General features: G+C 65.9%; 6 protein-coding genes. 1 reads left to right on the top strand and 5 read right to left on the bottom strand.

The genetic code is table 11. The features are described 5' to 3' along the window. Positions 1 to 33 precede the first annotated feature (33 nt). The 5 genes from ACEU5R_RS18995 to argB all read right to left on the bottom strand — a co-directional run bounded on the left by ACEU5R_RS18995 (position 34) and on the right by argB (position 5,130). Positions 34 to 1,086, bottom strand: a complete 1,053-nt coding sequence (locus ACEU5R_RS18995; RefSeq protein ID WP_392411229.1) for an Ldh family oxidoreductase — start codon at positions 1,084 to 1,086, stop codon at positions 34 to 36. A 12-nt stretch (positions 1,087 to 1,098) separates the two neighbouring features. Beyond that, a complete protein-coding gene (locus tag ACEU5R_RS18990; RefSeq protein WP_103271503.1) occupies positions 1,099 to 2,586 on the bottom strand; it encodes a DASS family sodium-coupled anion symporter in 1,488 nt (495 codons plus the stop codon). A gap of 266 nt (positions 2,587 to 2,852) precedes the next feature. Continuing rightward, positions 2,853 to 3,428 carry a nucleoid occlusion factor SlmA gene (gene slmA, locus ACEU5R_RS18985; protein WP_103271502.1) on the bottom strand — a complete coding sequence of 192 codons (576 nt, stop codon included), beginning with the start codon at positions 3,426 to 3,428 and terminating at the stop codon, positions 2,853 to 2,855. Positions 3,429 to 3,481: 53 nt separating this feature from the next. Beyond that, entirely contained in the window at positions 3,482 to 4,228 is a 747-nt protein-coding gene (locus ACEU5R_RS18980) for a pyrimidine 5'-nucleotidase (RefSeq protein WP_392411228.1), read from the bottom strand. Further along, positions 4,228 to 5,130, bottom strand: coding sequence for an acetylglutamate kinase (gene argB, locus ACEU5R_RS18975; RefSeq protein ID WP_006216311.1), 903 nt, complete (start codon positions 5,128 to 5,130; stop codon positions 4,228 to 4,230). Before argB ends, ACEU5R_RS18980 begins: the two co-directional genes overlap by 1 nt. Before the next feature lie 312 nt (positions 5,131 to 5,442). Between argB and ACEU5R_RS18970 the strand changes: the two genes are divergently transcribed. After that, the gene (locus tag ACEU5R_RS18970) at positions 5,443 to 6,234 is read left to right on the top strand and encodes a MetQ/NlpA family ABC transporter substrate-binding protein (RefSeq protein ID WP_103271500.1); all 792 of its coding nucleotides are present in this window, start codon (positions 5,443 to 5,445) and stop codon (positions 6,232 to 6,234) included. Positions 6,235 to 6,278 lie beyond the last annotated feature (44 nt).

The raw sequence follows: 6,278 nt of genomic DNA, 5'->3' as shown, positions 1-6,278 counted from the left end.
CCTGTAAAACCCGCCAGGACGGGAACGAATGCGCTATCGAGGCAACGCGTCCGCCACGCCCAGATCCATCGCCAGCTGCTTCATGCCGTCCCAGATACGCGCATCGAAGGTCAGCGAATCCGCGTTCAGCGCGCGGTTGGCGGCTTCGTACTCGCCGGGATACTGCACCCGGTCCACGCCGGGTTGCGGCGGGCAGGCATGCAGGTAATCGATGAAGGCGCCGACTTCGAGCGAGCGCCAGTCGGTGTTGAAGTCGACCTGCGGGTTCAGCAGGATGGCGAACATGTTGTTGGTGGCCACGCCATTGCGCGGGTGTTCGGGCTGGATGGTGCCGCCGCCCGACAGCACGCCGGCCAGCAGCTCGGCCACCAGGCCCATGGCGTAGCCCTTGTGGCCGCCGAAGGGCAGCAGCGCGCCCGGCGGATCGGCGAATAGCGCGTTCGGATCGGTGGTGGGGTTGCCTTGGGCGTCGATCAGCGATCCCGGCGGCGCCTGTTCGCCCTTGGCCGCCAGCACGCGCGCCTTGTTGACGGCGATGGAGCTGGTGGCCATGTCCACGATGAAGGGCGGCCGCCCGCCGGGCAGCGGCCCGGCGAAGCACAGCGGATTGGTGGTCATGCAGGCCTGGGCGCCGCCGAACGGCGCCACGGTGGGCGCGCGGTTGATCACGTTGGTGAAGGCCAGCAGGATCAGCCCCTGCGCCGCCACCATTTCCCCGTAGTGGCCCATGCGGCCCAGGTGATGGCTGCGGCGCAGCGTCAGGATGCACTGGCCATGCTGCTGCGTGCGCTCGATGGCTTTTTCGATGACCACCTTGCCCACGTGCTGGCCCAGGCCGTTGTGGCCGTCATAGGCCAGCATGGCGCCACGGTCGTTGACCAGCTCGGGCCGGCCGTCGGCTTGCGCCAGCCCGTCGGCCAGCACGCGGCGGTAGTTGGTGAGAATGGACAGGCCGTGGCTGGTGTAGCCGACGCGGTCGGATTCCACCAGGTGATCGGCCACGTCGCGCGCGATGTCTTCCGGCACGCCCTGGGCGGCCAGCACGCGCCGCCCGTATTCCCGTGCCTGTTCAAGCGAGATTTTCATGCGCGCTTCTCCTTACAGCCAGCCCAGCCAGCGCCAGTAGGTCATGCCGAACAGCAGCATCAGCAGGTAGCCGACGATGGTGATGACGATGCCGACCTTGGCGAACTGGCGGGCGTTGAACGTTTCCGTGCCCAGGCACACCATGTTCTGCGGCGCGTTGATGGGCAGGATGAAGCCATAGCTGACCACGAAGCCCAGCAGCATGGTCATGCCCAGGCGGCTGAATTCGCCCGGCAGCGTGGCCAGGACCGAGATCAGGATGGGCAGCATGGCCGAGGTCAGCGCGGTGGCGCTGGCGAAACCCAGGTGGATGACGATCAGGAAGGCCGACAGGATGGCGAAGATCGCCAGCGGTCCGAGGTGGTCCAGGCCGGTGTGCGCGACCACCTGATTGCCCAGCCATTGGCCGGCCTGCGTGGTGAGCAGCGCGGTGCCCAGGCTGATGCCGACGCCGAACACGATCACGGTGCCCCACGGTATGCGCGACTGCACGTCTTTCCAGGTCATCACGCCGAAGCGCGGCAGCATCAGCAGCACCAGGCCGAAGTAGGTGGTGGAGGTGGTGTCGAACTTGTGCAGCTTGCCTTCGGTGGCCCAGAACAACAGCAGCAGCACGGACACGGCCATCAGGCGCTTCTGCGCGCCGGTCATGGGGCCGAGTTCACGCAGCGACTTCTCGACGGCTTCCTTGCCGCCGGCGATGCTGTTGCTTTCCGGCGGCAGCATCTTGAGCACCACGACGACCAGCACGGCCGACATGATCAGCGACCACGGGGCGCCGGCGATCAGCCAGTCGGACCAGGCCACGCGCTGGCCCAGCATCTTTTCCATGAAGCCGACCGTCAGCAGGTTCTGCGCGGCGGCGGTCTGGATGCCGACGTTCCAGATGCTGGTGGCCTGCGCCACGATGATCATGATGCCGGCGGCGATGTTCGAGCGCTTGTCCACGCCGAAGGCCGCGATCACGCCCATCATGATGGGCACCACCGCGGCGCTGCGCGCCGTGGCGCTGGGCACGACCAGGCTCAGCACGATGGTCACGGCGATCGCGCCGATCAGGATGCGGCGCGTGCTGGTGCCGACCTTGGACAGCGTGACCAGCGCGATGCGCCGGTCCAGTCCGGTGAAGGTCATGGCGGCGGCGATGAACAGCGCGCCGGTCACCAGCGCCAGCGCCGAATTGGCGAAGCCTGTCAGCGCCATGCTGATGGCGGCGGAGGTGCCGTACAGCGTCTGCGGATCCTTGATGGTCGGCGCGGTGCCGAGCAGGAAGGCCATCAGCGTCGTGATCATGATGGCGCTGGCTTCGTACGACACGGCTTCGGTGATCCACACGACCACGGCGAAGGCCAGGATGGCCAGCATGCGATGACCGGCGACCGGCAGGTCTGCCGGCAGGGGCATCAGCAGCACTGCGATCAGCGCGACAAAGCCGGCGATGAGTCCGATGGGGATCTTGGTTTTGTTTTGTGGGGCAGGGACGGCGGCTGGCGCGGTCATATCCATCTCCGGTTGAGGTCAAACTGACGACACGCCGCCCCGCGAGCACGGGATGAATCAATTCGGCATGTCGACGCTACAGTATGATCGTGACGGCATTCAGGAAAACCCGTATTGATATGGGTCAAGCCACCTGGAAATCGCGCTTGTGGGAACCCACCCGCGGCATTATGCTCGTCGGCCCTGAAAAATCGCAAGCCCGGCAAGGGGCTGCGCGCATGCGCGGCAAGCCGCGAGCGTCAATCGGCAGGGTGTTTCGCGGACGCTCAGCCCAGCGCCAGGCGCAGCTGTTCGTCCAGGTGCAGCGTGGGCGCGACGCGCCAGCCGCTTTGCGCATAGCGCAGCCAGCGACCCAGCACCAGGTGCGTCAGCAGGCTGGCATGGGCGCTGATGTTGGCCTCGGGCGGCAGGCCGCCGTCGGTCACGGCGGTGCGCAGCGACTGTCGCAGCGAGGCCTCGATGCGGTCGTTGATGTGGTTGATGCGTTCCTGCAGCCGGTTGTCCTCGGTGACCAGCGCGTCGCCGGTCAGCACCCGGGTCATGCCCTTGTTGCGTTCGGAGAAGGTGAGCAGCATGGCCACGGTCTGGCGCGCCTGGGTCACGCCCAGCGGCTCGGCGGCGGCGATCTGGTTGACCAGCGTGAAGATGCTGGTCTCGATGAATTCGATCAGCCCCTCGAACATCTGCGCCTTGCTGGCGAAGTGGCGGTACAGCGCGGCCTCGGATACCGACAGGCGCGCGGCCAGCGCGGCCGTGGTGATGCGGGAGGCGTGTGGCTGCTCCAGCATTTCGGCCAGGGTCTGCAGTATCTGGGTCTTGCGTTCGCCGGGTTTGCTCGCCATGAAAGTGTCTGGTCCACGCAGGCTGACGGAAGGGTGGGGGGTAAGACCCGCCGCTATCCACGCAGGGGACGTCGGCGCAACAGCAAATCACTGACCGAGTTTACCCGCAAGTCGACGTACGACGGCCGTTGCGAGCGGCCGCGTCCGAACGGCGTGCCGGGATGATAGACGTGAACCGTGCGCAGGCCGGCGCGGCGCGCGCCGCGCAGATTGGCCAGCGTGTCCTCGACCAGCACGGTGCGGCGGGGCGACGCGCCCTCGCGCGCCAGCACGTAGCGCAGCAGGGCCGGCGACGGCTTGGGGCGGAACTCGCCGTGCAGGCGCATGTGCTCGATGGCCCAGAGGCTGTCGAACTGGCGCAGGATGCCTAGTCGGCGCAGCACCGCGCGCGCGTACTCGAGCGGCGCGTTGGTCAGCAGCACCTTGCGTCCGGGCAGCTGGCGCAGCTTGTAGGCCAGCGCCTTCTCGGCGCGCACCAGCGGGTTCACGTCGAAGTCATGGCTGCGGTGCAGGAACTCGTGCGGGTCCACGCCATGATGGCGCACCAGGCCGATCATGGTGGCGCCGTAGCGCTTCCAGTACTTGCGGCGCAGGTGGTTGGCCGTGTCGATGTCCACGCCCAGCGTCTCGGCCACGGCCATGGTCATGCCGTGGTCGATGCGCGGGAAGATCGCGTGCGACGTGTCGTGCAGCGTGTTGTCCAGGTCGAACAGCCACAACAGCCCGTCGTCGTGCGCGGCGGTCCTGCGGGACCGCCGCACGCGCACCGCGGGCCGCTGCAATTGGCGGCGAGCCTGCATCAATGCGAGCTGATCATCGTGCCGACGCCTTGGTCCGTGAGGATTTCCAGCAGCAGGCAGTGCGGCACGCGGCCGTCGACGATGTGGACCGAGTTCACGCCGTTCTTGGCGGCGTCCAGCGCCGACGAGATCTTGGGCAGCATGCCGCCCGAGATGGTGCCGTCGGCGAACAGCTCGTCGATGGTCTGGGCCGACAGGCTGCGTAGCAGCTTGCCCGCCTTGTCCAGCACGCCCGGGGTGTTGGTCAGCATCAGCAGCTTCTCGGCGCCCAGCACTTCGGCCATCTTGCCGGCGACCACGTCGGCGTTGATGTTATAGGCGGTGCCGTCCTCGCCATAGCCGATGGGCGAGATAACCGGGATGAACTGGTCGTCCTGCAGCGCCTTGACCACGGCCGGCTCGACCAGCGTGATGTCGCCGACGAAGCCGATGTCGATGGGCTCGGCGGGGTTGTCCTTGTTGGCCATCAGCTTCTTCTGGGCCTGGATCAGTCCGCCGTCCTTGCCGGTCAGGCCCACGGCCTTGCCGCCGACTTCGTTGATCATCATGACGATGTCCTGCTGGACCTGGCCGCCCAGCACCCATTCGACGACTTCCATGGTCTCGGCGTCGGTGACGCGCATGCCCTGGATGAAGGTGCCCTGCTTGCCGATGCGGCGCAGCGCGTCATCGATCTGCGGACCGCCGCCGTGGACCACCACGGGGTTCAGGCCGACCAGCTTGAGCAGCACCACGTCGTGCGCGAAGCTGCGCTGCAACCGCTCTTCCGTCATGGCGTTGCCGCCGTACTTCACCACGATGGTCTTGCCGTGAAATCGTCGGATGTACGGCAAGGCCTCGGACAGCACGGCGGCTTTGACGGCGGGAGACGAGACGGCAGCAGGGTCGGGGGTGTCGGTCATGGCAGCTAAGTCGGTAAATAGATGATTGAAAAAGCGTGGGTCATGAGAGGGGAAAGCCTCCGCTTCCGGGGAGGCGGCGGCATGAAAATGCCTGCGCGATAAGGCACGGGAACCGCGCCAGCGCAAGCATACGACGGATTGTAGTACCCGCTGCCGGCTTATATCCAAAACCCATGTTCATATGCCCGACAAATAACCGGCATTCAGGTAAATTGGGGGCGTTTTCACAACGGCGCTGTCCTCCACGAGAGGGCGGACCTCCAACCGGCCGGGCATCAGCCCCCGATTTCCTACCTATAAAAGAGGCAATACATGCGTTTGAACTTCGTCCGGTCGGCCCTGGCGGCCTCGGCTTTCTTCCTGGCGGCCGCAGGCGCCGCCCATGCTGAAAAAATCGTGGTGGGCGCGACCCAGGTGCCGCATGCCGAAATCCTGGAGGTGGTGAAGCCGCAGCTGGCCAAGGAAGGCGTGGAACTGGACATCAAGGTGTTCAGCGACTACGTGCAGCCCAACCTGCAACTGAACGACAAGCAGCTCGACGCCAACTTCTTCCAGCACAAGCCTTACCTGGAGTCGTTCAACAAGGACCGCAAGGCCACGCTGGTGCCGGTGGCCCTGGTGCACGTCGAGCCCTTCGGCGGTTACTCCAAGAAGATCAAGAACGTCTCCGAACTCAAGGACGGCGCCACGATCGCCATCCCGAACGATCCGTCCAACGGCGGCCGCGCCCTGGTGCTGCTGCAGAAGCAGGGCCTGGTCAAGCTGAAGGATCCGTCCAACATCCTGGCGACCGCCGCCGACGTGATCGAGAACCCCAAGAAGCTGAAGTTCCGCGAGCTGGAAGCCGCGATGCTGCCGCGTTCGCTGGACGACGTGGACCTGGCGCTGATCAACACCAACTACGCGCTGGAAGCCGGCCTGGTCCCGACCAAGGATGCGCTGTTCATCGAAGGCTCCGACTCGCCCTACGCCAACGTGCTGGTGACCCGCGCCGACAACAAGGACGCGCCGGCCATCAAGAAGCTGGTCAACGCCCTGCACACGCCCGAGGTGAAGAAGTTCATCCAGGAAAAGTACAAGGGCGCCGTGGTGCCGGCGTTCTAAGCCGGGCGAGCTTTTCCAGCCAGACAAAAGAAAACCGCTCTTCT

Source organism: Achromobacter sp. 413638, from assembly GCF_043119405.1.
GTDB lineage: Bacteria > Pseudomonadota > Gammaproteobacteria > Burkholderiales > Burkholderiaceae_B > Achromobacter.
The sequence above is the reverse complement of the archived record's forward strand: the minus strand, read 5'-3'. Positions and strand labels throughout refer to the sequence as shown.